This is a genomic window from Sphingobacterium thalpophilum (assembly GCF_901482695.1).
GTDB lineage: Bacteria > Bacteroidota > Bacteroidia > Sphingobacteriales > Sphingobacteriaceae > Sphingobacterium > Sphingobacterium thalpophilum.
This window is the reverse complement of sequence record NZ_LR590484.1, coordinates 1,129,793-1,155,039: the sequence shown is the minus strand read 5'-3', so window position 1 is coordinate 1,155,039 and position 25,247 is coordinate 1,129,793. Positions and strand designations below refer to the sequence as shown.

General features: G+C 42.0%; 23 protein-coding genes. 8 read left to right on the top strand and 15 right to left on the bottom strand.

From position 1 onward, the window contains the following. Window positions 1-18 precede the first annotated feature (18 nt). Complete coding sequence (locus FGL37_RS05070; RefSeq protein ID WP_028070658.1) at window positions 19-378, top strand: CoA-binding protein; 360 nt, start codon at window positions 19-21, stop codon at window positions 376-378. On the opposite strand, the gene FGL37_RS05065 is transcribed toward FGL37_RS05070, so the two are convergent. The 3 genes from FGL37_RS05065 to FGL37_RS05055 form a co-directional block, all read right to left on the bottom strand. Then, window positions 375-1,625: an ROK family protein gene (locus tag FGL37_RS05065; RefSeq protein WP_037533743.1), complete on the bottom strand. Its 1,251-nt coding sequence runs from the start codon at window positions 1,623-1,625 to the stop codon at window positions 375-377. The two genes, FGL37_RS05070 and FGL37_RS05065, sit on opposite strands and share 4 nt — an antisense overlap. Before the next feature lie 132 nt (window positions 1,626-1,757). After that, window positions 1,758-5,159: a 3-keto-alpha-glucoside-1,2-lyase-like domain-containing protein gene (locus FGL37_RS05060; protein ID WP_028070657.1), complete on the bottom strand. Its 3,402-nt coding sequence runs from the start codon at window positions 5,157-5,159 to the stop codon at window positions 1,758-1,760. A 76-nt stretch (window positions 5,160-5,235) separates the two neighbouring features. Next, window positions 5,236-6,504: a Gfo/Idh/MocA family oxidoreductase gene (locus FGL37_RS05055; RefSeq protein WP_028070656.1), complete on the bottom strand. Its 1,269-nt coding sequence runs from the start codon at window positions 6,502-6,504 to the stop codon at window positions 5,236-5,238. Window positions 6,505-6,903: 399 nt separating this feature from the next. Here FGL37_RS05055 and FGL37_RS05050 point away from each other — a divergent pair, with 399 nt between their 5' ends. Continuing rightward, window positions 6,904-9,048: a glycosyl hydrolase family 95 catalytic domain-containing protein gene (locus FGL37_RS05050; RefSeq protein WP_037533777.1), complete on the top strand. Its 2,145-nt coding sequence runs from the start codon at window positions 6,904-6,906 to the stop codon at window positions 9,046-9,048. Between the two features lie 37 nt (window positions 9,049-9,085). Next, complete coding sequence (locus FGL37_RS05045; RefSeq protein ID WP_028070654.1) at window positions 9,086-10,336, top strand: glycoside hydrolase family 88 protein; 1,251 nt, start codon at window positions 9,086-9,088, stop codon at window positions 10,334-10,336. On the opposite strand, the gene FGL37_RS05040 is transcribed toward FGL37_RS05045, so the two are convergent. Then, on the bottom strand, window positions 10,288-10,734 hold the full coding sequence (locus FGL37_RS05040; protein ID WP_028070653.1) for a helix-turn-helix domain-containing protein: 447 nt from the start codon (window positions 10,732-10,734) through the stop codon (window positions 10,288-10,290). The genes FGL37_RS05045 and FGL37_RS05040 overlap by 49 nt on opposite strands. Before the next feature lie 28 nt (window positions 10,735-10,762). Here FGL37_RS05040 and FGL37_RS05035 point away from each other — a divergent pair, with 28 nt between their 5' ends. From FGL37_RS05035 to FGL37_RS05030, 3 genes are all read left to right on the top strand, one after another. Then, window positions 10,763-10,963, top strand: a complete 201-nt coding sequence (locus tag FGL37_RS05035) for a DUF2264 domain-containing protein (RefSeq protein WP_081817914.1) — start codon at window positions 10,763-10,765, stop codon at window positions 10,961-10,963. A 243-nt stretch (window positions 10,964-11,206) separates the two neighbouring features. Then, window positions 11,207-11,458, top strand: a complete 252-nt coding sequence (locus FGL37_RS25685; RefSeq protein WP_232048637.1) for a glycoside hydrolase family protein — start codon at window positions 11,207-11,209, stop codon at window positions 11,456-11,458. Between the two features lie 10 nt (window positions 11,459-11,468). Continuing rightward, on the top strand, window positions 11,469-12,365 hold the full coding sequence (locus FGL37_RS05030) for a YyaL domain-containing protein (RefSeq protein WP_232048636.1): 897 nt from the start codon (window positions 11,469-11,471) through the stop codon (window positions 12,363-12,365). Between the two features lie 120 nt (window positions 12,366-12,485). Here FGL37_RS05030 and FGL37_RS05025 read toward each other — a convergent pair whose 3' ends face one another. From FGL37_RS05025 to FGL37_RS04995, 7 genes are all read right to left on the bottom strand, one after another. Further along, on the bottom strand, window positions 12,486-13,196 hold the full coding sequence (locus tag FGL37_RS05025; protein ID WP_028070652.1) for a hypothetical protein: 711 nt from the start codon (window positions 13,194-13,196) through the stop codon (window positions 12,486-12,488). A 259-nt stretch (window positions 13,197-13,455) separates the two neighbouring features. Then, entirely contained in the window at window positions 13,456-14,073 is a 618-nt protein-coding gene (locus tag FGL37_RS05020; protein WP_028070651.1) for a fibronectin type III domain-containing protein, read from the bottom strand. A 728-nt stretch (window positions 14,074-14,801) separates the two neighbouring features. Continuing rightward, window positions 14,802-15,797 carry a helix-turn-helix transcriptional regulator gene (locus FGL37_RS05015; protein WP_028070649.1) on the bottom strand — a complete coding sequence of 332 codons (996 nt, stop codon included), beginning with the start codon at window positions 15,795-15,797 and terminating at the stop codon, window positions 14,802-14,804. 105 nt (window positions 15,798-15,902) lie between these two features. Beyond that, window positions 15,903-16,841 (bottom strand): IS66 family transposase, encoded by a 939-nt coding sequence (tnpC, locus tag FGL37_RS05010; protein WP_407695578.1) that lies wholly within the window; start codon window positions 16,839-16,841, stop codon window positions 15,903-15,905. A 158-nt stretch (window positions 16,842-16,999) separates the two neighbouring features. After that, a complete protein-coding gene (gene tnpB / locus FGL37_RS05005; RefSeq protein WP_028070648.1) occupies window positions 17,000-17,338 on the bottom strand; it encodes an IS66 family insertion sequence element accessory protein TnpB in 339 nt (112 codons plus the stop codon). Beyond that, window positions 17,338-17,619: an IS66 family insertion sequence element accessory protein TnpA gene (gene tnpA, locus FGL37_RS05000; RefSeq protein ID WP_232048635.1), complete on the bottom strand. Its 282-nt coding sequence runs from the start codon at window positions 17,617-17,619 to the stop codon at window positions 17,338-17,340. The genes tnpB and tnpA overlap by 1 nt, the downstream gene beginning before the upstream one ends. Before the next feature lie 193 nt (window positions 17,620-17,812). Next, window positions 17,813-18,670 (bottom strand): M57 family metalloprotease, encoded by an 858-nt coding sequence (locus FGL37_RS04995; protein ID WP_160169509.1) that lies wholly within the window; start codon window positions 18,668-18,670, stop codon window positions 17,813-17,815. Window positions 18,671-18,867: 197 nt separating this feature from the next. On the opposite strand from FGL37_RS04995, the gene FGL37_RS04990 reads away from it, so the two are divergent. Continuing rightward, complete coding sequence (locus FGL37_RS04990) at window positions 18,868-19,383, top strand: hypothetical protein (RefSeq protein ID WP_028070645.1); 516 nt, start codon at window positions 18,868-18,870, stop codon at window positions 19,381-19,383. Window positions 19,384-19,392: 9 nt separating this feature from the next. Here the strand turns inward: FGL37_RS04990 and FGL37_RS04985 are convergent, their stop codons facing one another. The 4 genes from FGL37_RS04985 to FGL37_RS04970 form a co-directional block, all read right to left on the bottom strand. After that, entirely contained in the window at window positions 19,393-20,274 is an 882-nt protein-coding gene (locus FGL37_RS04985) for a hypothetical protein (protein WP_028070644.1), read from the bottom strand. A gap of 128 nt (window positions 20,275-20,402) precedes the next feature. Further along, a complete protein-coding gene (locus FGL37_RS04980) occupies window positions 20,403-21,254 on the bottom strand; it encodes an IS3 family transposase (RefSeq protein WP_028071708.1) in 852 nt (283 codons plus the stop codon). Beyond that, window positions 21,251-21,529 (bottom strand): transposase, encoded by a 279-nt coding sequence (locus tag FGL37_RS04975; protein WP_028071709.1) that lies wholly within the window; start codon window positions 21,527-21,529, stop codon window positions 21,251-21,253. Before FGL37_RS04975 ends, FGL37_RS04980 begins: the two co-directional genes overlap by 4 nt. A 612-nt stretch (window positions 21,530-22,141) precedes the next feature. Continuing rightward, window positions 22,142-23,764 carry a TlpA family protein disulfide reductase gene (locus FGL37_RS04970; protein ID WP_028071584.1) on the bottom strand — a complete coding sequence of 541 codons (1,623 nt, stop codon included), beginning with the start codon at window positions 23,762-23,764 and terminating at the stop codon, window positions 22,142-22,144. Between the two features lie 511 nt (window positions 23,765-24,275). Here FGL37_RS04970 and FGL37_RS04965 point away from each other — a divergent pair. Further along, window positions 24,276-25,229, top strand: a complete 954-nt coding sequence (locus FGL37_RS04965) for a helix-turn-helix transcriptional regulator (protein ID WP_028071583.1) — start codon at window positions 24,276-24,278, stop codon at window positions 25,227-25,229. Window positions 25,230-25,247: the final 18 nt, after the last annotated feature.

Below are 25,247 nucleotides of genomic sequence, written 5' to 3'. Positions count from 1 at the left end.
AAACATATAGTTAGGCGGATGAAAAAGACATTGATTTTAGGTGCAAGTACAAACCCTTCTAGGTATTCCTATAAAGCTGCGAATATGCTGCGCAGACATGGACATGATATCGTTAACATCGGCCTGAGCGGCGGGGAGGCAGCAGGTGTCCCCATTGAGAAGAAAAATAGAGTGTATACGGACATTGATACGGTGACCATGTATCTAAGTGAGCGGAATCAGGAAGAGTACTACGACTATATTTTGGCGACCAAGCCGAGGCGTATTATCTTTAATCCCGGAGCTGAAAACCCGGAGCTGGAGCAATTGGCAATGGAGAATGGTATTAAAACGGAAAGAGCCTGTACTCTGGTTTTATTGAGTACAGGGCAATTTTAATTTTTCGATTTCTGCAGCAGTTCGTCAGACAGGTATTTTGTGATAAAATAGTTCGTCAATCCGACGGTGTTGCTGTCTAGATTCAAGCTGGAGACCTTGATCTCACAATGCTCTTTTAGTATCGCCATGGTGTAGGAATTGATGGCTTGTTGTATAGGTATGGTAATCAATTCATTTGCTTTGGCTATCTTGCCGCCCAGAACGATCAATTCAGGATTGAGTAGCTGAATGAGTGAAGCAAATGCTTTTCCCAGATTTGTGCCTAACTTTGAAATTTGGTTAATGGCAAATTGATCTCCTTTGTGAGCGGCCTCAATGATATGCGAGGGTGTTAAATGATCCAGCTCTTCTTTTTTAAGTTCATTTAACTTGGTGAGTTCACCATGCTGAATTTCCTGTTTGGCATTATTGACCAGTGCTATCCCTGAAGCTACAGTTTCAAGACACCCTCTTTTTCCACAATAGCAGAGTTCGCCATTATCGATAAAAGGCATGTGGCCTACTTCGCCGGAGTAACCGTCTCTGCCCAGGTACACCTCTCCATTAGAGACTATCCCCAGACCAATACCCCAGTCCATCAGTATGATCAGGCTATTTCGGGTGTTCTTCGCTAATCCAAATTTTAGTTCAGCATAGGCTGCCCCTTTCACGTCGTTTAGTATATATACTGGTTTTTTATACTTTTCTTCAAAATAGGCCGTAATGGATTGATTATCGTCATGTAAAAATGTCTCATTGGTGCCCAATTCCGCATTGATCAAGCCGGGCATACTAATAATAATGCCCGTCAGGTTGTCCATATCTATCGATCTCTCCACAATATATTGGTCAATAATCTGCCTGATGTCATTAAGGTTGTCGGCATTACGGGAAAGTTCGTTGTCCAGTTCAACCGTTTCGGCAATGCTATTTTGATTGTTGTCCATGACACTCAGGGTAATAGAAAAGCGCTGTAGCTCAATGCACAACACCTGAAACAGTCCGTCGCACAAGCGGTAGAGATTGGGCTTGCGGCCGCCAATGGATTCCCCTTTATCGAATTGGCGGATAATGTTATCATCCAATAGTTCAGCAATGAGGCTATTGACTGTCGGAAGGCTTAAAAAAAGATTTTTTACAATGTCGTTTACTGATACAGATCCTAATTCGGCTATTAATTTTATAATAGAAATTTTATTGAGCAAATTCTTCTTCTCGGGTTTGCTTTCCAATTTCTTGTTAATCAGTAGGTTTACGGCTTTTGTCATAAAACATATATTTTGAATTAGAATCCCAGGTCGTTAATTTAATAAAAGTTTTGGATTTCGCCGGCTAACAAGCTGCTTTTTAACAAAACGGGGATAAGATGCCTTATCCCCGTTTTGTTGCAGCCATGGAGATTATTTGAGTCTTTTAACCCGTATATCTTTGAAGAATACTTCTGTTCCATGCCCCAAGAAGCCGATATGACCGCTTGTGCGTTTTAGGCCGGGGTGTTTTTTCCCATCCAAGGTTCCGTTTTTGCTTGCTTCAGCGATATCAGCATCAACGATAACGGTGCCGTTCAACGTCACTTTCACGCGGTTGCCTTTCACATAGATTTCCTCGGAATTCCATTCGCCAAGTGGTTTTAAGTGACCTTTTTTGGCGGTCACCACACCGTAAATTGAACCGTGGTACTGATAGGGTTTTAGATCCTTATATACGTCAGCTCCATCGTCAAGTACCTGTATCTCCATGGCTTCGTACGCGGCATCTCCTTCCAGAGGTGCACGGATACCTACACCATTATTGGCACCCGGTGTCAATTTGAAGTCAAAGCGGTAGATAAAGTCTGCATATTCTTCTTTTGTGTAGAGGTTGCCACCAAATTTAGCATTTGGATAGACCCATATATAGCCTTCGTCATTGACTACATATGCTTTATTTTCTGTCCATTTATCCAGATTGGTGCCATCAAACAGAACCTCAAACCCGTCCTTTCTTTCTTGCTCGCTTAATTTAAAAATCTGTTTTCTCGGAAATTCCTTGATGTAAAGATCTCGATAGTAAACGACTGATCCGTGGGCTTGCAGCTCAATCTGTTCCGTTGGGAAAATGGATTGATTCCGGTCCCAGTAATTTTCGAGGGGAACGTTGTCCGTGACGAGCTGACCGTTTAGCCAGACGCTGACTTTATCACCCAGCATTTTTATTTTGAAAGTGTTCCATTCGCCAGTGGCATTATCCGCAACCTTGAGGGGTTTGCTTTCATTTTTTTGATTGTTATATAACCCGCCAGAGCCAACTTGGGCACCTACTCTTGTATTGGCAATATCCCAGATTTGTACTTGTGGAGTACCTCTCAGATAGATTCCGGCATCACCCTCTACACCACCATAGTTTTCCAATTTCCAGTCGACAAGCATTTCAAAGTCTCCATACTGTTTGACGGTGGCGAGATTATCTCCTTTGCCGTTGAAAACGATCTCACCATTGGAGACTGACCAGCCCTTTCGCATGATTTCATCTGCTTTGGCCTGTTCGGCGGCCAGTGTCTTCGCATTCATTTTACTTCTTTTTATCGGATCTGCGACCAGTCCCTTCCAACCGGTAAGATCTTTGCCATTGAAAAGCGGCACATAACCTTCTTTGGCTGGCATTTCGGATAGATAGCGAACCACTGCTTCTTTGAGATAACCGCTTTCACTGCCAGACAATTTGCCGATCACCTGTTCCAGTACTTCTCTGACTTTGCTTCCGTAATGCTTATTGTCCATAGCAATGTTCATGGCCGTATTAGCTGCGGCTTCGCCAAGCTGCAGATCATTCATGTTGTTGGCAGCAAAAATGAACGCCTGATAAGTACCTGTCGGCTGCAGCGCTGTGAGCGCAGCTTTCTTTTGTTCTGTCGTCTTGGCGACACTAAATGCGTCCCGGAGTAAAAGTGTTTTCTGGTCGGGCGTATTTGCTGAAGAGGAAATAGATTTGATCAGTCCCCTATAGACGGTGTTGAATAAATTGGCGTCTGTTTCTGTTCTGGACAATGATACAAGTTCCGCTAATGCGTTGGCCGTTGACCAGTTTGCCAAAGAGACAATAGCTGCGGACCTTAAGTCTGGATTGCTGCTGCTGACATAGTTCTTGACAGCCTGTAGCGACTGATCGTCTCCCAGACCGGCAAAAATAGGGAAATATTTACCTGCGCCCGGAGCCGCCGATTTGGAGATATTTGCAGCAAGTTTTCCGGTCAGAGATTTCGCATTGTTACTTGACTGGATGACATTGACAATTGCTTTCTGTAATAATCCTGCGGCTTTTGCATCGTTGGTGCTATTCAGTCTATTGAAGACCTCTTCCAAATCCGATTCTTGTGCCACGTTTGGCACGGCTTTATAAATAGCTTCTTCTACAGCTGGATTTGTTGTTTTTATGGCTAATACTGCCTTAGACGACGCATTGTTGGATCGTTTGCTCAGAATATCGAGCAATTGAATTTTTTTATTGTCATCAACAGTCGCAAGTGCATTGTTGACCTCATTGATGGCATTCGCGTCCTTTGAAGAAAGGATAAGCGCCTTGACTGAACTGTTGAATTCCTGGTCTGTATCAAGCGCCTGTATCAAGGTGTTGGTTTCCTTACCCTGTGAGAGCGTGTGTATCGCATTTAAGCCGGCGAGCTTCGTGGCGGGGGATGTTGTCTTAGCGACCAACGCCTGTATCTGGTTTAGGCTGGCCGCCGAACCATTGTGCGCCAAGTAGTTCAATACACTTTCCTGTACGTCCGGGCTAGCCTTACTAGCGAGTGACAGCAGGCTTTTTGCATCTCCGCCATTGCCGTATTTTCCGAGCAATTGTAGTGCAAGATTACGGTAGGCGCCGTTGTCACTTTTTACAGCAGTCAATAAATTTTTTTTCTGCTTTTTAGAATCAATAGCGGCTAACAGTTTTAGAGACGCAAACTGCCCGTTGACGGATTTTGCTTTTTGTGATTCCTGGAAAAATTTATTCAGGAATTTAACCGCTTCCTTTTCGTGCTGATTATCGATCAATGACTGTGCATAATCAATACCCAGTCCTACCGCATCGAATTTGTCGTAGCCATAGGCTGCGTCGTCTAATTTATGTTCAAATAGAGACGCAGAAGCTGTTCCGCCGATCTTACTTAGGGCGATCAGGGCAGTACGCTGGAAGCTATCTGAATTATATTTCTGGGTGAGCTCCAAAATAGTGTTTTCGGTGCTTTTAACTTTTAAGTCGCCAAGAGCAGTGACAATAGCGATAGCGGTCTTTTCTGTAGCGGAAGTGGACAGTGCTTTTTCTAAGGCAGCAGCAGATTCATTGCTGCCTATGGAAACGAGCGTTCTTGCGGCGGCATCCGCCAGATAATCGTTGGTAAGGCAATTTGCGACAGCGGGGATAGCTGAATTGTCAGCACATTGACGTAATAGACGTAATGCAAACACCTGGTTTGTGGGTTCGCTGAGCTGCGACAGTGCTTTAGCAAGCCCTTCGACAAATACTCTTTTTTGCTGTTCCTTCCCAGGTTGGTTCACATAGAAGGAATAGCTGTTGGCAGCAAATTCAATTGGCGCGTTGTTGCTGCCGGGGGCTTTTAGTCCTTTTAAGAAAGCGACAATATCGTCGGATGTAAATCCTTCTAGCTCATGCATGGCCAGCAGAAATTTTTCTTTTTCTTCAGCGGGTTGCTGGGCTAAAACATCAGCTATTTTTGTGGCTGTGGTTCTATTTTGTGGCTGCTGGGCGTAGGAAGCTCCTGAGATGAGGAGCAAAACGGCCAGCGAGTTAAATATCTTTTTCATTTGGTTATTTTTTCATTTGTCGGCTCACGGGAGCGCGATATAGATATTGTTTGTCTTTTTACCTGAATTATAATGGTTAGATGGACCAAGGACCTCGCATTGGTTGATCGATTAACCGGTTTGCTGCATCATCATCGATAAACTGCTCTTTTTGGGAGTCGTATTTTAATGATCTATTCAACCGTAGTGCAGCTAATCCCATATTGACAAGTGTACAGGAACGGTGTCCATTTATTTCATTCAGTGCAAATTTTTCCCGTGTTCGTACGGATTCCAGAAAGTCGGTAATTTGCGGAGCTGGTTCGGGATATTGTGCAAGCTTTCGTTCGAGATCAGGGATATCCGATTTAAATCCTCGATATAATTTCCCGTTCGGCCCCTCGATATAAGCTGCTTTTTCATCTTTAGCCTCTCCATCCAGAATGATCTGGCATCCGTCGGCGTACGTAAATGTAATGCGCCTCCAGGTTCCGACGGCGTCAGGGTGCTGCTGGGGTGCGTCCACGTCTACGCTGACAGGGCTCTCGTTATCTTTTCCAAGAAAATATTGAACGGGGTCCATATAGTGCTGGCCCATATCTCCCAAACCACCGCCATCATAATCCCAATAGCCTCTAAAGGTAGTATGTACACGGTGCTTGTTGTATGGTTTATACGGGGCCGGACCTAACCAGAAATCATAATCCAGTTCAGCAGGAACCTGCTCCTCCGGAAGATTTTCTTTGCCTACCCAGTAGAACTTCCAGTCGAAACCCGTATGCTTACTGATGGTCACCTTCAGTGGCCAGCCCAACATGCCGGTGTCAACAAGTTTTTTGATTTTGCTGACCGGTACATTCATTCCATAAAAATCATCTTTGAAGCGAAACCAAGTGTTGAGGCGAAACATGTTGCCATGTTGTGCGATTGCTTCTTTCACCTTTTTTCCTTCGCCGATAGTCCGTGTCATCGGCTTTTCACACCAAATGTCTTTACCCGCTTTTGCTGCTTCAATGGACATCAGGCCGTGCCAATGCGGTGGAGTTGCAATGTGGACAATATCCACTTCTGGTGATTTAATGAGCTCCCGAAAATCATGATATTCTGTTACGCCACCCCCGAGGTCTCTTTGAGCTGCTGCAAGATGAGTTTTGTCTACGTCACAGATGGCTACTGTTTTCGTACCTGCGTAACCGAAGTGTCCACGTCCCATATTACCGACGCCAATTACGCCTTTGGTTAGATGATCGCTTGGAGCAAGATATCCTTGGCCCCCAAGTACAAAGCGTGGTACAATAGAAAATGCTGCAGCACCTATTGCTGATTTTTTAATGAAATCACGCCTCGACGAATTCTTTTCTTTCATGTTGGTTGGATTAGTTGTTTTATAATTGATCCATCATAGCATTATAGGCTATCACAAATAACTGCATTGGATATTGATTCTAAAAATAAGTAAAAAACTGATAAAAGTAAATTGATAACTAAAATTTTACTCATTGTATCTGTTTCTTTTGTTAAAAAATAACAAAAGAATGATGCTAAACCTATTTATTTCCTGTGTTGACTTTGCATTTTCTGATATAAGGCAATATTTTGATACAGATTTGTTACAGGACGAGCTGTTTTGCTGATATGCTTTTGTATAAGGTTCTCTGAATGATCCGCTGTATTTCCACTCAATCGTTTTCGTAAAACGAGCTTGGTAATGGCCGAATAATCCAGCATCTTTATGGCTGTCTTTAAAAGATAAATAACCATTAAAATGAAGCGAAGAGTTCTGCTTTCCATTATTTATACTTTAGTTCTGTATCTCAGTGCGGCTTTAAGCCAAGTCAAGGTGGCACCGCTTGGCAGGACGATTTATGAGGGAATCTTTACAGGCAATGGCCTGCTGGGAACCATGACCTATGTATCGGACCAGAATTCATTGCGAATTGATATTGGCCGAACAGATGTTTACGATCATCGTCCTCATTCTGCCGATAAGTTGTTTGACAAGGCCCGTATGTCATTGGGACATTTTAAACTGGATTTCGGAACTGCGATCCTCGGAGCTGAGGGCGATATTTATCTGCAAGAGGCGTTTGCCGATGCGAAAGTTGAGACGGATAGGGGAAGTGTCAGCGTGAGGACGACCACGCTTTCCGAAGATAATATTATCGTCGTGGAGGTATTCGGAAAGAATTTTAAAGGTCAGCATACACTACTGTGGGTGCCGGATTCGGCCATCAGTCCGCGCATGAAATTTTCCTATACACAAAAGCCGAAGCATTATGTTCCCAATCCAAGGGGATCCCAGGGCCAACGGGGCGATGTAAAGTACTTTGACCAGCCGTTGACTGCAGGTGGAGGATATACAACGGCCTATCGGCGATGGACATCCGGAGATATGGATACCTATGTGATCACAATAGGCTATAGTCAAAAGGGACAAGATTATACAGCAAAAGCAATTGATTATCTTGGAAACTTTGACCGCCGGAAGATTGCATCAGCGCTTAAAGTACATCGGCAATGGTGGGCCGACTACTATAAGGCCTCTACGTTGCGATTGCCGGATGCCAACTATCAGCGATTCTATGATATGCAATTATATAAGTTGGCCAGTGCAACCCGTGCCGACAAACCCGCGATAGATCTACAGGGTCCATGGACCAGTCCTACACCATGGCCTGCTTATTGGCATAATCTAAATATTCAGCTTACCTATTCGCCGGTCTTTAAAGCGAATCAGCTCGGTATTGCCGAGTCCTTGATCCAGATGGTCGACCGCAATCGAGAAAATCTCCGTCTCAACGTCCCCGAACCGTATCGTCATAACAGTATTGCACTAGGCCGGTCTTCTGCTCCGGATCTCTGGAGTCCGGTCGCGTTGCAGAAGAATGTTTCCCTGGACGGAGTGCCCGACGAGAAAAAAGAATTAGGCAATCTACTATGGCTTTTGCATAGCTACTATCTCTATTACAGAGCGACGATGTCTTCGGAGGTCTATGACCGTCTGTTTCCCCTGTTAAAATCGGCGGTCAGCTATCATCTGCATTTATTGGAAAAAGATCATGCCGGTAAATACTATATCAGTGTCAAAACGTATTCGCCGGAATACTCGAAAGGATTTGCTTACAATACAAATTATGACCTTTCTATTCTTCGATGGGGATTGAAAGCTCTTTTGGATTTAGATAACGAACGGGGGGGCAGAGACAGTCTACATGGCATGTGGAAGGATGTGCTCACCCATTTAATAGCATATCCACAGGATGAAAATGGCTTTATGATCGCTACCAATGTTCCCTACGCAGAGTCACACCGCCATTATTCGCATCTAATGATGATCTATCCCTTTTATGATGTGAATTGGGATCAGCATGAAAACAGGTCGCTTATTGAACGGTCTGTTGCTCATTGGCAGAGCAAAAAGCAATGGCTTCAGGGATATTCATTTTCGGGTGCGGCATCGATGTATGCCATGATGGGAAAAGGAGATGCTGCACTCGCATCGCTCGATACACTATTAAACCGGTATGTCAAGCCAAATACCTTATATGCAGAATCAGGACCTGTGATCGAAACTCCTCTGGCGGCGATGGCGAGTATTCAGGAATTGTGCATGCAGCACTGGAACGGCGTGTTACGTATATTTCCTGCTGTACCTACAACATGGCGGGAACTGTCGTTTATCAATTTTTTGGCTGATGGCGGGAATTTAGTATCCGCAAATCGACGGAACGGAAAGACTGAACGTGTTCAGATAAAAAGTCAGTATGGAGGCACTGTCGTTTTGAAAGTAGACTTACAGGATCCTATTGTAAAACTGGATCGTAAAGGTCAGTACACGATACAGGAAAATGGCTTCATTCGATTGAATCTGAGCAAGGGCACTACCGCGCTTATTTACGAACGGAAATAACCGACCAAACGTAATCATTGATTAAAAGGAATATATAATGAAATTAAGAACGCAATTTTTGATGATGCTGTGGACGGCTTTGGGAACAAGCACAATGGTCCATGGTCAGGTAGTAAAACCGAAGCTATCCAAAGAATTTATTCAGCAGCAGCTTGATGGAGCTGCCAAACAGATCAAGGTACTGGCGGAGCAGACACCAGCGGACAAATTTCCAAAGACTTTTGAGCATAACAAGGAAGTTTTCTCCTCATCGAGCTGGTGGTGTTCGGGTTTCTATCCGGGAACATTGCTCTACCTGTACGAGGGGACCAAAGATCAGGATCTTTTGAAAAAGGCGGAGGAGAAACTGACCTATCTTGAAAAAGAAAAGAATAATAAAGGAACACACGATTTGGGTTTTATGCTGTTCTGCAGTTTTGGCAATGCCCTCAGGATAACCGGTAACACGGCGAAATACGAACCCGTACTAACCACGGGAGCAGGTTCATTGGCATCCCGTTATAATCCGCAGACGAAAACCATCCGTTCCTGGGATCATGGGGCGTGGCAATATCCCGTGATTATAGATAATATGATGAACTTGGAGTTCCTGACACAGGTATCTAAATTGACCGGTGATAAAAAGTATTACGATATTGCTGTCGCCCATGCTGAAACGACATTAAAAAATCATTTCCGCAAAGATTATAGTTCGTATCATGTCATTGACTATGACAAAAATACCGGTAAGGTCATCGGCAAAAAAACACATCAGGGTGCATTTGATGAGTCTGCCTGGGCAAGGGGACAGGGCTGGGCCTTGTACGGCTATACCATGATGTACCGTGAGACGGGGAAAAAGGAGTTTTTGGAACAGGCTCAGCATATAGCGCAATATATTTTAAACAACCCCAATCTACCTTCCGATCTCATTCCTTACTGGGACTTTGATAAGGATAAGATCGCAGCGTCGGATAAGATGTATCCCAATAAAGATCTACGGGATGTATCCGCAGCGGCTTTGTACGCTTCGGCTTTCCTTGAACTTTCTCAATATAGCCAAGGAAGCGAATCTGGAAATTACTTTGCAAAGGCCGAAACCATCATTAAAAACTTAGCTAAGGCGCCTTATCTGGCAGCGTATGGCCAAAATGGCGGATACATTCTCCAGCACAGTGTCGGCGCACTACCGTTGAACTCCGAAGTGGATGTGCCGCTTACTTATGCTGATTATTATTATGTGGAGGCTCTGGTACGCTATCAGCGTCTACTGGCCGGCGAACCCATGGTTAAGGAACTAGCAAAATAAATGAGAGCCGGAGCTGCTTGCTTTTGAGTAACTTGCGGCTCCGGCTTTTTTACTCGATTAATCCCGGCGTAGCGTCTCTCCGATGGATTGTATCCAAACTGTTTTTTAAACTCCCTACTGAAATACTTTCGCTCAGAGAATCCCACCGCGTAGGCCACTTCACTAATATTCATGGAGGTTTTTAAAAGTTCTTTCGCCTTCTTTAGTCGATAGATTTTGACGTAATTATTGATCGAAAGATTGGTTATGGCTCTCAGTTTTCGGTAAAGTACCGGTGCGCTCATTCCCATCTGTCGTGAGATAAAGCTGACATCGAAATTATCCGACTGCATGTTTTCTTCGATCAGCTGATCTAATGATGCGATGAACTGTTGGTCAAGATCATTGTCGAACTCCACTTCTTGAAGCTGGAATTCGTGGCTTTTTTTGTTGGTCCGAGCAGCATTGACGTCGGTGCTCAGACATATTTATACCGATAAGACGTTTGCGCCGTCCGGATGGCTTCGCATGGGAGTAGTCGGCGATAAGCAATCAAACCTTGCTGATTATTATACCAATGCGGGTTCGATGTATGTTGCATCGTTGTCTTTTCTGCCGCTGGGTTTACCGGCGGACGACGAATTCTAGACTTGTGCTCCCGAAAAGTGGACCTCGCAGAAATGCTGGGATGCAGAACCGTTTCCAAAGGATTATTACGTCAATTACTAGGTCAAAATAAAATGTCTCACTCCTCAATACTCATTAATCAATATTCATGATGAAGATACGAAACTATATTACAGGAGCTTTGCTAGCTGGATTTGCATTGCAGGGGGTGTCCTGCTCCAGCCAGCAGAATTTAGGGCCAAGCTGGGGCTTGACAAAGAATTTGTGCATTCCAATTTAGAAGACGCCCGAAAACAGATCGCTTACTTGGCTAGATCGATCAATGAATCGGATATGCCAACAACTTATAAAGATGGAAAATACATAAACTGGGGGACCGACTGGTGGTGCTCAGGCTTCTATCCGGGGACGGTACTCTATCTGTATGAATATACTAAAGACGAAAAGCTGCTGGATGAGGCCAGGCGAAAATTAAAGTACCTGGAAAAGGAGAGGTATAATAAGGGAACTCCATGATCTCGGTTTTATGCTCTACTGCAGTTTCGGAAACGCCCTGCGTTTGACAGGTGATTCGGCTGCCTATAAGGAAGTGCTGAGCACGGGTGCGGCTTCGCTGGCAACGCGTTTCCACGAAGCCCCTAAAACAATCCGTTCGTGGGACGGTGGTAAAAACTGGGATGGGCAGCCCTGGACATATCCGGTTATTATCGACAAAATGATGAACTTGGAGTTTCTGACCGAAGTTTCGAAAATCACCGGCGATAAAAGATATAAGGATATTGCTATAATACACGCTAATACAACCATGGTGAACCACTACAGAAAGGACTACAGTTCTTACCACGTCGTGGATTATAATCCAGAGGATGGTAGCATTATTTCCAGAAAGACTGCGCAAGGTGCATATGATGAGTCTGCATGGTCGAGAGGCCAGGCCTGGGGTTTATATGGTTATACGATGATGTACCGTGAAACAGGTGACAAGAAGTATCTGGAACATGCGCGCAAGATTGCTAAATTCTACTTGAATCACCCCAATCTGCCCAAAGATCTGATTCCTTATTGGGATATGGATCAAAATAAGCTGACCAAGGAAAGTAAGTACTATAGCCAAAAGGATCTACGCGATGTGTCTTCCGCTGCCGTTACGGCTTCTGCACTGTTGGAATTGGCTCAATATACAAAGGACAATGAAAGTCAGTTGTACATTTCCAAAGCTGAGCAGATGTTAAAGTCACTTTCTTCGAAACCTTACAAAGCAGATTACAAAGAAGCCGGTGGTTACATATTAAAACATAGTGTAGGTTCTATTCCGCATAAGACTGAGGTAGATGTGCCGCTGACCTATGCTGATTACTATTACGTTGAAGCACTGGTCCGGTATAGCCGGTTACTTAATGACGAAAAGGTAATTAAACAATAACGTTGGTACAGAAGGTAGGTATGAAGCAATTTTAATACCTGTGCATCAGATGTCAAAAAAATCACGATCCAGCTATTTTGAGTCGTGATTTTTGTTGTGGCTTAAGCAGTTGGCATCAGGTCACGACAGTTTATCCTGGTCAGTAAGGTCGTCCAGCCGCTTGTTGACGATTTCGGCTCGTTGGTAGCATTCTTTCGATCGTGCCTGCAGTGTATTGAAGGATTCGAACAGGACCTGGCCATATTCGTTATATCTATCCTGCAGCTTGAAAACTTCGGACAATGCCTCTTTAAATTCCTCCTGATCACGATCTAAAGATACAATATCGACCTGAGCTTCCAGATAATTGCTATAGATCTGATGGATATCGTTCCAGAGCTGTTCGTCAATCCAGCTTTCTTTTTCATAGATCATCTCAAAATGGGTATTGAACCACTGGTATGCTGCTGATACATCATTATAAAGATCCTGCATCCGCTGGTTGTGGTAAATGACTCCCTGATAGAAGTCTGCGATATCAATGCTGACTTCAATACCGTCATCGTGTCTGTCAAAAGGCAGAACAGAAGGGTCTTTGATTTTCAGAAATACTTCGAGAATATCCAGATCCTGCTCAATGGGTAATAGGAGGTATTCAAGTTCTGCTATTTCATAATCAATCTCCTCCAAAATGCGATATTGCTCCTGCAGTGCCTGTAGCATGTCCCAGGTAAGGTCGTGCATGTGATAGTGGGCATCGAGGCCTTTCTTCTCAAAATCCGGTTGCGGCTTCGCGAGGTCAAAGCGAAGGATAATCGGTCTCAATGGATGTTTTCTGACGATTTCTTTCATAATTGTGGTGTTACATCTGGAATTACCGTCATTTTCAGCTTCCTGACCGGTCTAATTTTAAGCTTTCCGGTATCAAGATAGAAAATGACGGTATTTTTTCCAAATCTGTTCATTCTTTCCGTGCAATACATACACGCTGTCGTTATTCATTTTATACCCCTGATCCAGGAGTTGAGGTTGTTCCAGAAAATTTCATGTTTCCAAGGCTATTTGTATTTTATAGTCCATGGAAAAGCATGTCGCTGTGCAACTGTACAGGCTATAGCACGTAGCTGCTTGTTAGATCACTATAATTTGGGGTTGGATTGATCCCGATATAGGTCACCCTGAACTCGTACTCCTTAAAGGTTTCCAGCCCTTCAATAATACAGGAGCTCTTTGAACAGAGCTGCGACGACCATTCCGCATTGCTCCCTTTGAGCCTGAACTGGTATTCATACATTCGTGCTCCGGTCCATGCGACGGTCTTCAGGACAATACGTCCGCTGCCTATCTGACCAGGTTCGGCAATCGGGCGCTGTGCCCTGGGGACAAAGCCGTCATAGGAAGTATTTGTTTTCCGGATATTGAATCCCGCAGCCAGTACGATAGTGTCATCATTGTTGGCAATGGTGTCCACGTATTTACCGAGCTCTTTGAGGATATACACAAGTTCCTGCCTTTTCTGCTTACGGATCATAATGGCCCTTGTATCCCTGTAGGCCGCTTCGGTGGCCGAATTGCGGAAGGCGGTGAGAGCCGCATTGAGCACCGACAGCGCCGGTACCGGATCCGGAAACAGTGTGGTCTCATTGGCCATTTTGGTTGCAATCTGTTCGGCAGTCTGCATTAACTGTACATCTGTCTGCCCTCTTTCATTAATTGTTAACTGACTCATAATTTGAAATGTTAAAAGTTTAAAAAATAGTATTGTGCTAGCAACGATACAAACATACGGAAGAGGTAAGGACGCGAAGGGGGTAAAATTGTCCCAAAATGCATAAAACTGAAAATTCTTTTTGGGACAATTTTACCTCTTTTGTTTATAGAATTAGGGTGAAATTTTTCTCAAAAACTCGTCTTGGAGATAATAGAAGCAGATTCTGCGCAGTTGATTCTGTGAAGCTGATCTTCAGGTAAAAGTAAATTGCATCAAAGGATTTTAACAGCGCACCGAAGTAGAAGCCGGGAGCACCGGGGTAAAAGCAGATCACATGCCGGAGGCGTTGTTATGCATCAGCGTAAAGATCTCTGCTATCGTTGCGATACTCATTTACAAGGATGTTATTTGGCCGTACACAGATGCAAAAGTTTGGGACACTGCTGTCATGGTAAATTTACTTCACGAGATTTTGTTATGTGTCGGTGCCGAAGGGCACAACCTGCGTGCGGGGGTAAACTGTGTTAATGAAATTTTGCGGTACACTGCTGTAAATGACCGGTGCGGTGGTGCGGCAGTAGATGACATGGAGGAAGTTTGCTGATACATGAAATAAAAAGATCATGGCATCGGTGTATCAGTAGGCCGCATAAGGGATGTCCTGCAGTACGCTCCAGAGACATCCGTAGCCAGGAGGGCGAAACTGTATGCTTGTACACTTTCGTTGATGATTCCGGTCATCAGGATCATTGCCGGTTCTTGTTGCCCTTGTTAAAGTTGTAGTTTGGTCCGGGCGGCGGCGGATGTAGTTTTCGTTCCATTGCCGGCGTATGCCCGAAATAGCGGACATAGGTTTTAATAAAATACTTGGCGGTTGAAAACTGTAATGTAAAGGCGATCATGTCGACAGATTCGTTGGATGTGCGGAGCATTTCGCGACCTTTATGGATCCGTATGGTTTGAATTGCTCTATTTATGGTGAGATTATTTTCTTGGAAGACACGACAAAGTGTAGTTTTGCTCGTTCGAAGAGCTTTCACTATTGTGTCCACCCGGAGGCCTTCATCCATATAATGTTCATAGATATATGCCTTTGCACGATGCAGAAGTGAGATGTCTTCCTGTTTTGTAGATTTGCGTTGTTCGACTAGGTCCCGGTGGTACAGCTCGATTAAATTGCTGGTGTAGAACTGTAATTTAGTCATTAGTGAATAAGGGGCGGGGCGGGTCTGTTGAATAAGCTCTAAGGCCTTTCTGATGCGGTAGCCGATCTTTTCCAAATCAAATACCTGGGTTGCCTGTAATCTGTCGATCTGTAGCGTGTCCCATTCCTGTGTGAACCGGGCCGAATCTTGTATGTGCTGTCCGATCAGGATCATGGCCACTTTACCTGCTTTTATGTGATAGGTGACTTCTTTGTCGGTATTAACGTAAGCCAGGTACTGCTGGTGGGCCAGAACGGACTGGTCAATAGCTGCTAAGCGGGAAGATCCGTGAAACTGAAACGCAAGCCACAGCGTCGTCTGGCTATTATGGATATTAAAACTCCAGTCTTCGTCAAAAGTTCCGGCTACTTCCAAAAAAGTGTGCGTACCTATCTTTTTATTGGCAATGTATTGGTTTTTGGTGCATAGGATGGCATCTTCGGAAGCTATAAAATTAAAATATAGTCCTTTGGGTGCCGTATGTCGCGGTGCTAAATGGTAGGGATATTTAAGGTCTATACTCTCATTGACCAGCATACTTTATCAAAAAATTGGTTAGTGTCGTTAAGATACAAAAATGTTTCGGTAGGAGCAAGTTGAATAGATAAATGTACGTTCATTCTGTGACCAAGGAAATTGTTTTTATCTTACTGTCAATATTAATTCACTTTTTTGACGATGTAGCTGTAATAGAGTTAGCAAAGCCTTTTCAGCTCTTGCTTTATCATTATCTAATGCTTTTTCAAACTCACGACCGGCATGCGCCCAACAGGCCAGGTGCCTCACCTCTTTCTTTTTGCCATACTTTTCATACACGGCATAGCCGTCTGTCTGGAGATAACCTTTAAAGTTCCCTAACATGGGGGCAGCGGCGATACCACCACGGGTAAGACTATAATCAAATAAAACGGTTCCTTCCAATGGAGCGTGGTATACCCAATAATAACCCTGATGGGCAGCTCCTTTTTTATCGCTGTCCAATACTTTTATTACCGTTTCGTCTACCTGTAAATATCCCTGTGCCTTGGTATCGAAGACCAGTTGTTCATACAATGGCTCGAGTTTTTCCAGTGCCTGTCTGGTCCATCCTTCGATCGTTGAGGATGGTATCTGTATATTTTCTCTGGCGAAGATCTGTTTCTGTCGGTATAGCGGAAGGTGATCCATATATTTAGCGGTAAGTATCATCGCCGGTAAGCTCGGCCCTGCAATTCCTTTATCGATGACCCGTTCAGGAAGTTCGGCGATGGCTACGGCAGATTTATCTTTAGCCGCATATTTATAACGGATGTAACGTTTGATGTAGAACTTAGCAGGATCCCACTCCAGTTCTTCGGTAATTTCTTTGCCGATACAGACCATTTGGGATAGATCTCCCTCGGGGTGGATTTCAATCTCTTCTACAGGAAGGTGTGCCGGTAATTTAGCACGTCCTTTATGATTAGTTCGTTTACGCACATACTCGATCTTTTCTTTGATTTCTTCCTGTTGCTGCTCTACTTCAGCAGGCTCTGCTTCAAAGGGAAGCATGGTGTGATTGGGATCGCCTTCGAAGCGTTCACGCTTCTGACCGAATTGCATATACGGCGAAGCATTTCAACCTGAGATTTTAAGTGATCGCGCTCCTGTGTGAGATATTCTATCTTTTGGTCGCGACTGGAAATGACCTTGAGAAGGTCTTCTTTTGATAGGTTTTCCAGTGCTGTTTCCATACGGTAAATATACGGCAAAAGCGGCTTTTAAGTCAAATAAAAACGTCTTTTTTGAATGCTTTTTACAACCTGTATGCCTTCAACCATCAGGACCAGGTCACTCCAAGACAACTCGCTGTTTTTTGTGTCTGGCGCCAGAAAAGTTCCCCTTTCCAAACGTTTGTAATACAACACAAAGCCATCCTGCTCCCAATGCAACAGCTTCACGTGCGTACGGCTACGGTTTAGGAATACGAACACCTCTCCACTGGTAGCCTGTCGCTGCATCCCTGAACTGACTAGTCCACAGAGGCCATCAAAAGACTTCCTCATATCGCAAAAACCATTATAAAGATAAAACCTATGCGATGAGCCCAGCACAAACATCAGTATAAACGTATCAATTGAGAAAGAAGCCCAAGGTCGTTTTCTACCTTAATACGTACACCATTGGGATAGATAATTTCAATATCACTATGTTTACCGGCTTTATCGATTGTTAAAAAGCCAACAGCAGAATTATCAATTTCCTTGATTCGGGAAATCCAATAATAAAACTTGGTCTCATTGATCCCTTTTTCAGCACAATATGACTTCTTACTTTTTCCGCTCTGCCGCCAGTCTGCTATCAGCGACAGCATATATTCTCTTTTTTCCTGTATGCTCATGCAACAAAGATCGAAACTAGGCTTCCTTTATAAAATATGTACTTGGTAGGGCGGATATCTTCTATGTTGATTGGAATACAAGGTTTGCCTTCTAAGGCAAATTTGGCGATAATTAATACGAAATAGAAAAGCCAGCAAAACATTTAATTCTACTGGCTTTTTCTCAATAAAGCTTTGGGATTCATGAAAGCTATTATCTACTAGAAGTCTGACCCCTAGTAATAAATTTGATAGAATGTATATCCGCATCAGAAAACCCGTTCCAAGAATACCCACAAGTATACGAGTTAAATACAGAGTTAGGATCAGGGTTAGCAGAGCTGTTTCCAGTGAAAGGAATCCCATATGCTCCATAACCGCCTGAATATTGAGGCTCATCGGTTCTCCAATTCGTATGTCTAAAACCGAGCATGTGTCCAAATTCATGAACAATTAAAAACTTCCTTTGCGAATCATTAAGGTTATTCCTAAATTGGCCAATGTTAATCCTTAAATTTCCGCCAATCTGCACAGCATTAAAACCATTATCTATTACGGCCGATGGAAAGTCTGCCTGTCCGCATACATTCGAAGGTAAGTTTGCCTGTACAACACTCACACTGTGCGGATCAGCGCTGTTTGTTGTATAGGTTATCGAAAAAAATCCCATAGTTGGAGGGAAATTCGAGCTTAAAAACTCATTAATTCCCGACTTGATGACAGCGATTTCTGAGCTAGTAAAACCAGTACTCCCAGACTGGGGCTGAATATAAACCTTTAAAAAAAGATCGTCATATTTTATAAAAGGAAAAGCGTGTGTAGTTGCCTGACGGGGTTTAGTTTTATCCAATAATTTAGACTTGTAGAGAATAATATCCCCCTCAACAATAATGGTGTCACCATTGATTTCTACATCGTCATAATTGAATCCAAGTGCCTTTAATCCATCTTTAATTAACTGATCTGGGTCTTGTGCAGACTCTTCTACTGCATTTTTTGATTGGTCATCCTTACTACAATTTGAGAACAAGAGGACTGACGCAAATAAGGGTATAATAATAAATTTTCTCATGTGTGATAAAATATTGGTTATATACATGGGATAACATATCATTAATAATATTGTTTTAATGACAAATTGAGAAACAATAAAACTCCTTTAAAAACTACACTATTGTGTAAAAAACAAAATACTTAAATCATGTAGCAATTTTAAAAATTATACGTTATATTTTATATGAACATTCAATAAAACTATATTATAAAGTTATGAGAAATCTAATTTTAATTTTCGGGGCATTACTGATTAATGTAGGGTGCACTAAAAACGATAACCTTTATTTTAAAGCAGATACTATGGTTGAAGTCGTTATCGTCAATGATAAGAATGAGGATCTACTCAATCAGAAATTAGATATACCTAGTAAAATACATACAGATAAACTAAAGATTGAAGCTTCTGGTAATAACGATGCTAATCCATCGCCAACTGGGGGAAAGCTTGTTCCAGACATGCTCTCGCCGGAATATTTCACAATAAGAGAAGTTGACGGCAAAAACCGTCTCATCTTAAACTTCTATCCAACTTATTCGACTTCGGTTTTAAAATTAGTTTATGATAACGAAGGTTTTCCACCAGACGAATTAAAAGCGGAACTAACTAACAAAAGCGGAACAGTTGTCTATGAAAAGCTGTACCTGAATGGTAAATTAGTGTGGGATGGAAAAGGTAAAGAAAAATTAATTACAATACAAAAAGGGAGTGATACTCACCCCCCTTTATAAAAAGTATATTTAGATACCGTATATTAAACCGAAGGATACTCCTGTTGTATAGTAAGACGACCCGTTAAATCGGGTCGTCTTACTATTACCATATTTATAATAAGCGATATCAACCCCATCAGATGACGATTGTTTACCCGATAGCATACCTATATATAAATTAAATCGGTCAGCAATTTTTCTTTCAACCTGTATTTTTATAGACCATCCATTCCCATTCGCCCATTGCTCAAAACTCAATGGATGCTGAAAATCTTTGATAAGATTCCAGTTCGCTTTAGAACCGTATTTTATAAATGAGTAGGCCACTTCTGAACTGATAGAAGTTTCCTTATTCATAATATAGTCAGCACCAATATTTAGCGATAAAACTTTCCATCTAGTATCGTAAGTCGTATTAAGGTCTGGAATCTCATCTTTAAGTAGATAAAATCTATGTTTATTTTGATTAATATGGGCACCGGTGTTAAATGATATTCTATTGAAATTTAAAAAAGTATAACGTCCTCCTAGTTTTATGGAACTTTGATACCCTTTATTGCTTAAGAAAGTTTCATCATATGTCATATTTGTCCGGTTATCCCCCGAAAAATCACGATCATTAGCCTTTCCAGAAATAGTCAATCCTCTTTGATAATCAAGAAAAACACTAATTTTTTTGTGAACCCGATATACAAATTCTAATTCAGGGCCAAGTGTAAGAACGTTGCTGTATTTTAATTCGGAAAGTACATTAGGGTCTGTTCCATCAATAGTCCCAGCAATTGACCAGTCTAACTTGGAAATATATAATTGGGAGCCAACAGATATTTGAAAATCCTTATCCTGAGCATAGGAATAATTCAAGGAAAATATTAATGTTATAATTAGCCAGTTGAAATAGTTTTTCATTTAACAGTTTTGAGTCTTTCTACCCTAACTTAAATATCTAGTAAATCATATTGCACCTTTATTATCAATCGTCTTTCCTGCTGAAATTGTATGATACTCCCCATTGGTTGGACAACTATTTCACTAAATTAAGATACATTTTTCACTTTATCTGCATATTTTTCATCAGGTGTAACCCTACCGATAGATTTGTGCCGTCGCTCAGAATTATAAAAGGCGATATAATCTCTGACCTGTCGGTAGAGATCAACCCCTCCATTAGGGGGATTGATATAGATTTTCTCCCTTTTGATTGATCCCCAGAACCTTTCAATAAATATGTTATCCAGTGCACGGCCCTTACCATCCATTGAGATCTCGATATGATGATCCTTTAGCGCTTTGGTGAATACGGGAGAAGTGAATTGAGAGCCCTGATCGGTATTGAATATTTCAGGCACACCATAAGTCCCTATGGCTTCCAATAACACATCCCTGCACCATTCCACGTTCATGGTATTGCCCACAGACCAGCCAACAATCTTCCTGCTGTACACATCAATAATGGCAAACAGGTACATAAAGCCACGGAACATGGGGATATAGGTGATATCGGCCTGCCATACCTGATTTGCACGTTCGATTTTCAGTCCCCTGAGCAGATAGGGATATTTGTAATCCGCTTTATTTGCCTTGCTCAGGTTCTTTTTCGGACAGATAGCTCTCAGGTTCATCATGTGGTAAAGACGTCTTACCCGCTTTTCCCCCACTGGATGACCCAAGTCATATTTCAGGTAGGATGTCATCCGTTCCACTCCATAGAAGGGACAGTCAAGGAATTTCCGATCTATCAGCCTCATTATTCTCTGGTTGAACAGCGATTCCCCTTTGGGTCTGTAGTAATAATTACTGCGCGGAAGGCCGATAAGTTTGCACTGCTCCGAAACGCTGATCTTTTTTTCGGACGGGGAAACCAGTTTGCGTTTCGCTTCCATGCTCATTTCCCCAATACTTTTTTTAAGAAATCCACCTGGATCTGTAACTCACCGATCTTGGAATAGAGTTCTTTCTCTTTCGAATCATCTTTCTCTTCTCTCTTTTCACTGGCGAACACCTGTTCGGCATTGGCCAGAAATTCACGTTTCCAGCTGTTGATCTGCGTGGGATGTAACTCATATTTCGCCGCCAGTTCCTGGATGCTCTGTTGCTCTTTAATGGCTTCTATGGCTACCTTCGTCTTAAAGCCTGAACTGAATTTTCTACGTTCCTTTTTCATTTTCAACTGCTAATTTAAACATTTACGCAGTTGTCCAGTTTTTGGGGAGTACTATACACCATCGGTACCCCCCATTTTCTTACCTTCATAAAGGCCTTTCATCGCTTCCTCTTTGAAGCGATCAAAATCAAATTTCTCCTTGTTCATTGTCTGTGTCTAAATATATAATTTTTTTATGTGACACAGTTCAATTTACACCCTCGAACTTGGAAAGATTGCATTTAAGACGCTATACGCAAGATTGACATCATCAATATATTCAATCTGTAAAACATAGTCATAATTAACAATAAATGCCCCTTTAAAGGATTTCTTCAAAATAAGTGCATCCTCGCATGTAACCACGCCCTTTACTCCTCATGCTTTATACTGTCAATTGCTCCTTCAAATGGGATGCTACTATTATAAAACTTCCCACCTATGGGTGGATAAAATTTTACTTCAGTCAAGTAATGTGTATGAATATCTTTATCATATTCAATGATAAGGGTTGAAGTTTGATGCTTTCTAGTCTGGCAGTTGCCTGTGACAGAGGTAAGTATTAAAAGAATAGAAAGAGATATTATGTATCGTAGTCCCATCATGATTCTCGTTTTTTTTATAAAAAGGTTTTTACCGTTCGGAATGGTAATTCTCAGCTATTGTATCCGGATCAGAGTGATTGAAAGTTTGCGATGTATCTGATTTATGAAATTCATCAATTTCGGCTAATAGTTTCTTCATCGAAGAAGGGCGGGCGAGATCTTTTTTTATAATATTTCCTTTGGGATCGATCAGTATATAACGTGGAATCGATTTTAATTGAATGTTTTCTTTAAATTCATTATACAAAGATTGAGAAAGCATTAAATGGCAGCCCTTAAGATCATTATTGATAATGTATTTTTCCCATTTAATACGATTTTCACGATCGTCAATTGAAGCATAAACATATTGCATATTTCGACTCCGGAGTTCTTCATACAAAATTGGACTATACTTGAATTCTTCAATGCAAGGGTGGCACCATGTGGCCCAAAAATCGACCAATAAAAACCTGCCATTTGCGATTTCCTGAAAAAAAGGTTTGATCTGCTCTTTTACTTTACTCAAGCCTAAGCTTTTATGGTTAGGCATATTGAAGAAACACAATGTACGTGAGGTGTCTGTAAGATCATTTCCAGTTTGATAGACGACGGGATTTTCTTCATAATGTTTGAGAAGAGGTTTTAAGAATGCGGTTCGGGAACCTTTAGGAAAGGTCTCCATAAATAATTTAGCACCTTTAATAAAGTTAAATTCCGAAGAACTGTGTTCATATTGCCACATTATAGCATTGAATGCGATGTGCTCAAAGAAATTACTTGGGAGTATGCTTGAATCCGCATATGGTCCAAAGAGGTTGTATACCCCGAAATTTGTGACAGATTGTTCTCTTGCTATTTTAGATTGATAGTCACTCAACAGAAAATTATGAATTACAGTTAATTGTATGGAGTCCAATTTTGTTTTTCGGGCAGTGATGCTATCTGTTAACGACCTCCGTCGCATAAAAACCGAATCCTTTTCTTCGGGATTATGTCTATTGTAATTATAAATTAATCCTACGGAAAGAGCACGGTCGGCTAAATTGCGCTCGGCTATTTTATAAAAGGTACTATCAATTTTTTTTTGAACTAAAAGCTCATCCAATGGTTTAATAAAACGTCGATACAAATGAAACGTGCTATCCAAACAACGTCTGGTATCCATTGTATCTTTGTTCATAATCAAAAAATCAGTAATCTCTTTCAAAGGCTCTCTTTTCCAATATAACTGCTGAAAGTTTTTGTTTTCGGTGGAAAGATCGCCATGGAAACTAACATCTATTTCACCAAGACGTCCTACATTGATATTCAACTCCAAAATAGACATAGGCTTTACGAAAATATAGATTTTCTTGGAGCTAATCTTCAATTGGAGCATAGTCGGCATTTCCAGATTAACCGCCGCTTTAAAACGCCCTTTTGAATCCACTTTAATTCTCTTTTTTATATACTTATTAAATTCATACCCATTATGAGGGGGAAAAACAAATAGTTCATCGGTAAAATATTTGTGGCTCTTCTTTTCCAGATCCTTGCTAAAATAAATAGTCCCCATGACGACGGCTTCGTCAGATTTCTGACCGATACAAAGGAATGGCATGAAAAAAAATATGAGAAATAGAAGATTAAAAATATAATAAGACGGTTTTTTCATTTCGTTATTATCCATGTTTTTAAAGTTTAAATTTCATGCTTGCTAAAAACTGCCTAGGTCGTATTTCGAAATAAGTCTGTATCAGTTGATAGTCTGTCATATATTGCTGTAGGTAGTTTCTGTTATTAGATATATTCAGCACTGAGAGTTCGATATAGGTTGAGGGTGAGCTTTTTTAATAGCGCCATATTGATACCGTATTAAAAAATTAGTTTATAATTGGTTAAAATGTCTTAATGTATAAAGATGTAATGGTGTTGTTTTTTGTCAACGATCTTTGTTTCTTTAAGCTCTATCCAATTTATATATAAAAATTCCCTTTTCAAAGAAAATAATGGTTTACTACACAAAAGTGTGATAAATAGCTGTTAAGACGTTTGTTCACGTCCTTTCGATTCGTGAGTAGCTCCTATAAGTCCAAATACTGCGAGAAAAGATATTTTGTCCTCCGTTGGAGGTACTTTAGATGTTGCCGCACCCTTTTGGGGATAGCATGCGAAATGTTTTTTGTCGTACCTTTATCCCTATGACCGACATTCAGAAAAGATTTGACCGTATACTTGCTATTTATATGCATCTGCAGGCCAAGCCTGTGGTAACTGCAGCTTCGCTGGCAGAAAAATTTGAAGTGAGTCTGCGCACGATATATCGTGATATCCGTTCTCTAATGCAGGCTGGTGTGCCCATCTATGGTGAGGCAGGAAGTGGCTACTCATTAGTAGAAGGCTATAAAATGCCACCCTTGCAGTTCACGCGGGAGGAAGCACTGAGTTTTGTTGCGGCTGAAAAATTGGTCGAAAAATATACCGACAGGAATCTGGCGCATCACTTTGCGACCGCTCTCCTGAAGATGAAGGCGATACTGAGAGGCAACGAAAAGGAACAGGTCGCCATGGTGGGGGATAAGTTCCTTGTGCGGGGAGGACGTCATCAGTTTAACGAAAAGCTGACTTATGGAACCAATACCTTGATCGAAAGTATGGCTGCCAGAAAATGCGTCGAAATCTATTACGCGAAACCGACAGACAGATCTCCAGAAAAACGGGAAATTGAAGCGGTCGGTATTTTTGTGGAAAGCAAATTCTGGTATATCCTCGCTTTTTGCAGACTGCGGAATGACTATCGGCAGTTTCGCCTCGACCGGATCAGCAATATACGTATGCTGCCTGACGATTTCAGTAAGGAGCACCCCGAACTTTCCTTTTTCCTGAATAAAAGACACGAACTGCCGACGACAAAAGTGGTGGTGCAGGTGGATAAAGAAATAGCGAGATATATGGAATGGGACCGCGACTATTTTGGTTTTCAGAAAGAGGTGGTGACAGACAATCATGTCGAAATGCATTTTGACTGTATCAATATGGAGAATGGCTTTGCGCGCTGGTATCTGATGTTTGCAGATCGGGGGAAGATTATCGAACCACAGTCACTGAAAGAAATCGTGAGAGAACTGCTGACTGCCGCACTCACCCAAGTCTGAAGCCATTGAGTCAGGGCT

What these genes read in the sequence shown, in the direction of transcription:
- FGL37_RS04990 (WP_028070645.1), top strand. Translation starts at nt 18,868, where the DNA reads ATGAGAAATCTAATTTTAATTTTCGGGGCATTACTGATTAATGTAGGG.
- FGL37_RS05050 (WP_037533777.1), top strand. Translation starts at nt 6,904, where the DNA reads ATGAAGCGAAGAGTTCTGCTTTCCATTATTTATACTTTAGTTCTGTAT.
- FGL37_RS04970 (WP_028071584.1), bottom strand. Translation starts at nt 23,764, where the DNA reads ATGGATAATAACGAAATGAAAAAACCGTCTTATTATATTTTTAATCTT.
- FGL37_RS05055 (WP_028070656.1), bottom strand. Translation starts at nt 6,504, where the DNA reads ATGAAAGAAAAGAATTCGTCGAGGCGTGATTTCATTAAAAAATCAGCA.
- FGL37_RS05065 (WP_037533743.1), bottom strand. Translation starts at nt 1,625, where the DNA reads ATGACAAAAGCCGTAAACCTACTGATTAACAAGAAATTGGAAAGCAAA.
- FGL37_RS04980 (WP_028071708.1), bottom strand. Translation starts at nt 21,254, where the DNA reads ATGAGCATGGAAGCGAAACGCAAACTGGTTTCCCCGTCCGAAAAAAAG.
- FGL37_RS05060 (WP_028070657.1), bottom strand. Translation starts at nt 5,159, where the DNA reads ATGAAAAAGATATTTAACTCGCTGGCCGTTTTGCTCCTCATCTCAGGA.
- FGL37_RS04975 (WP_028071709.1), bottom strand. Translation starts at nt 21,529, where the DNA reads ATGAAAAAGGAACGTAGAAAATTCAGTTCAGGCTTTAAGACGAAGGTA.
- FGL37_RS04965 (WP_028071583.1), top strand. Translation starts at nt 24,276, where the DNA reads ATGACCGACATTCAGAAAAGATTTGACCGTATACTTGCTATTTATATG.
- FGL37_RS05030 (WP_232048636.1), top strand. Translation starts at nt 11,469, where the DNA reads ATGCTCTACTGCAGTTTCGGAAACGCCCTGCGTTTGACAGGTGATTCG.
- FGL37_RS05045 (WP_028070654.1), top strand. Translation starts at nt 9,086, where the DNA reads ATGAAATTAAGAACGCAATTTTTGATGATGCTGTGGACGGCTTTGGGA.
- FGL37_RS05070 (WP_028070658.1), top strand. Translation starts at nt 19, where the DNA reads ATGAAAAAGACATTGATTTTAGGTGCAAGTACAAACCCTTCTAGGTAT.
- FGL37_RS05020 (WP_028070651.1), bottom strand. Translation starts at nt 14,073, where the DNA reads ATGAGTCAGTTAACAATTAATGAAAGAGGGCAGACAGATGTACAGTTA.
- tnpC (WP_407695578.1), bottom strand. Translation starts at nt 16,841, where the DNA reads ATGCAATTCGGTCAGAAGCGTGAACGCTTCGAAGGCGATCCCAATCAC.
- FGL37_RS05025 (WP_028070652.1), bottom strand. Translation starts at nt 13,196, where the DNA reads ATGAAAGAAATCGTCAGAAAACATCCATTGAGACCGATTATCCTTCGC.
- FGL37_RS04985 (WP_028070644.1), bottom strand. Translation starts at nt 20,274, where the DNA reads ATGAAAAACTATTTCAACTGGCTAATTATAACATTAATATTTTCCTTG.
- FGL37_RS04995 (WP_160169509.1), bottom strand. Translation starts at nt 18,670, where the DNA reads ATGAGAAAATTTATTATTATACCCTTATTTGCGTCAGTCCTCTTGTTC.
- FGL37_RS05015 (WP_028070649.1), bottom strand. Translation starts at nt 15,797, where the DNA reads ATGCTGGTCAATGAGAGTATAGACCTTAAATATCCCTACCATTTAGCA.
- tnpB (WP_028070648.1), bottom strand. Translation starts at nt 17,338, where the DNA reads ATGTTTGTGCTGGGCTCATCGCATAGGTTTTATCTTTATAATGGTTTT.
- tnpA (WP_232048635.1), bottom strand. Translation starts at nt 17,619, where the DNA reads ATGAGCATACAGGAAAAAAGAGAATATATGCTGTCGCTGATAGCAGAC.